Genomic DNA, 2,714 nt, shown 5'->3' with positions numbered 1-2,714 from the left:
GGCTGTTCTGGCGTGCGCACTCGATCATTTCCGGATCATTGTCCACTCCAGTGACCTGGATCTCTTTTCCCGGGTTGGCCAGAATAAGACCCAGGCCCACCACGCCGCACCCGCATCCAAGATCCAGAACCTTCCAGTTATTTCCCGGGACCAAAAAGACTGACAATAATAAAGAGTCCACTGAGAAGCGAAAGCCAGCTTCAGGCTGGGCCAACCCACGCGGGAACAGGTCTGCACCGCCCTGTTTCATATGCTGCTTCTTAAGCGCTACCTGTCCCAGAGATGAAAGAGCATGCCCGTGGGCAGCTTGGGATAGAAAAAGGTGGATTTTCTGGGCATGACCCGCCCGGCCTGGCAGGCCTCCTGCATGATATTGATGGGTACGGACTGCAGGAAAAAAGCCGCCTGCAGTTCCCCGCTTCTGACCTTTTCCAGGGTCTGGTCTTCCTCGTGGGTGTAGTGCAGGTATTTACCCGAAGCCAGCTGCTCATCGTCAAGGCCCATAATATCACGAAGCATAACCCGGTCCAGGACGTATGCCCCGATTTTGTCGAATATATCCTCTCCGGGCTGACGGGGGATGAGCAGATAATTTATGTGCGGCAGGCACAGCATGAGCATGTCTGTCCTTGGCATTTCTTCCGGGAAAGAGGGGTCTTCCCTGGGAATGATATCAAAGTACCTCCCGGCGGATTCCATGACCTTTTGCCAGTCGAACTCTTTATCCCAGGAAACCGTGCGGTGATAAGGAAAGATCTCCAGTCCCGGCGAGGAGATGTTGCTTAAGTATATAAATATGTATTCCCACGGTGCATTGTCTCTTGCCGGCTGATTGTGCATGAAATAAAGGGAGGTCTCGTAGCGGTGATGGCCGTCGGCGATGAAGATTTTTCTGTCCTGCATCAGGCTTTGTATCTGCGGGTTATGTTCTGCAGGTACCGGCCATAACCTGTTGTACACGCCGTCTTCCTGGGTAAACGAGATAATAGGCTTCTGGCCGGAGCATATTTCTCCGATTTTCTCCACGTATTGCTCCGGGTCGTCATAGACCCCGAATACAGGGCTCAGTTGCCCCTGGGTGGCCTGCATGAGGTTGAGTCTGTCCTCTTTGGCCTTGGGATATGTTTCCTCGTGGGGGAATACGTTTTCCCCGAAGGGCTCCAGCCTTAGTCCCCCCATGATCCCCCAGCGGGTACGGGATTTGCCCCGGGTCTTATATTCCGAGGCCAGGATGTAGTACCCGGGCTGCTGGTCCGCGGTGAGCACCTGCTTTTTTATCCACTGATCCAGGAGCTCCCGGGCGTGATCATAGCTTACAGGGGAGTCGATGTGCACCACGTTGTATTCGTCCCGGGCCAGTTCCTGAATGTCTTCCCGGGATAGGACATCATAAGGCGGTGATATGACCTTTTCCGGGTCAATGTCTTTCCGGGACCAGTCGTAGCTGTAAAACTGTAAAGGCTTGAATTCTGGCATAGTATAATGATTCTATTGTTGTTTTATGCGGGCGTGTTTTCTGGATGCAAAGCAGATTATTTTTGCCCGCTTTTATGTTTCAGGGAATTTATTAAGATCTGAGCATCCGGTATTTTGAGCATCCAGGCCAGGGCAAAATAGATCACAGCCCATACCGGAATAAGGGCCATAGCCATCCACGAGGTTACACTTACAAATTTCAGCATGAAAAGTAAAGCACAACTTGCCAGGGTCATTTTCACCAGGTTTGATCCGGCGGTAAGCCAGGGGCCGGTCTTGCGGCCCAGGGCCAGGCCCAGAAGCAGGACATTTACCCAGGAGGATAGACTGGCTGCCAGGGCCAGGCCCAGGTGCTGCAGGTGCTGCATGAGAAGGATGCCCAGGGCGATGTTCAGCACCAGACTGATGACGGCTATCTTCACCGGGGTAACCGTGTCCTCAAGGGCGTAAAATGCCGAGAGCAGGGGGCGTACGCAGGAAAAAGCCGGCAGGCCCACTGCAAAGCCCACTAAGGCCAGGGAGGTGGCCTGCACGGCATCGTCACCAAAGGCTCCCCGTCCGAATATGACATCAATTAGAGGGTAGCTAAGTCCAATGAGTCCTGCAGTGGAGGGCAGGGCTATGAACAGGGTCAGGCTCAGGGATGAGTTGAGGGTGTTCTTGAAACCCTGCATGTCCCGGTCTCCGGCCAGGGAGGAAAGGGAGGGCAGGGCAGCGGTTCCAATGGCTACGGCAAATACCCCCAGGGGAAACTGAACCAGACGGTCGGCGTAATAGAGATAGGCAATGGAGCCGGAGGCCAGAAAGGAGGCCAGTATAGTCCCGGCCAGGATGTTCAGCTGGTATACCGCAGCTCCGAATACTGTGGGCAGCATAAGCTTCCCGATTCGTTTTACGCCGGGATCAAAGAGAGAAAAATTACCCCTCCAGCCAAATCCGGATTTTTTCAGAAAAGGATATTGAAACAACCACTGGATGAGTCCCGAGGCCAGCACCCCGAAGGAAAGGGCCAGGGCCACGCTCATCCCGGAGTAGTAGGCTCCCAGGGCGGACAGGATGAGGGTGATGTTCATGAGCGCCGGAGCCAGGGCCGGAGCCATGAAGTGGTTCATGGAATTCAGGATGCCCATGCACAGGGCCACGGAGGAAATAAAGATTATGTAGGGAAAGCAGATGCGCACCAGGGTGACGGTAGTTTCAAAGATTTCCGGGTCTTCCCTGAAGCCCGGGGCAACCAG

3 protein-coding genes are annotated in these 2,714 nt (G+C 54.3%); all 3 read right to left on the bottom strand.

Going from position 1 to position 2,714, the window contains the following annotated elements; translation table 11 throughout:
- Positions 1 to 250 (bottom strand): methyltransferase domain-containing protein (locus D5S03_RS06500; protein WP_287043060.1); only part of this gene is annotated, 250 nt, incomplete at its 3' end.
- A 17-nt stretch (positions 251 to 267) separates the two neighbouring features.
- Positions 268 to 1,476 carry a DUF1015 family protein gene (locus D5S03_RS06495; RefSeq protein ID WP_287043059.1) on the bottom strand — a complete coding sequence of 403 codons (1,209 nt, stop codon included), beginning with the start codon at positions 1,474 to 1,476 and terminating at the stop codon, positions 268 to 270.
- Between the two features lie 56 nt (positions 1,477 to 1,532).
- Positions 1,533 to 2,714 (bottom strand): murein biosynthesis integral membrane protein MurJ (gene murJ, locus D5S03_RS06490; RefSeq protein ID WP_287043058.1); only part of this gene is annotated, 1,182 nt, incomplete at its 5' end.

This window comes from Desulfonatronospira sp. MSAO_Bac3 (assembly GCF_003838035.1).
GTDB lineage: Bacteria > Desulfobacterota > Desulfovibrionia > Desulfovibrionales > Desulfonatronovibrionaceae > Desulfonatronospira > Desulfonatronospira thiodismutans.
The sequence above is the reverse complement of the archived record's forward strand: the minus strand, read 5'-3'. Positions and strand labels throughout refer to the sequence as shown.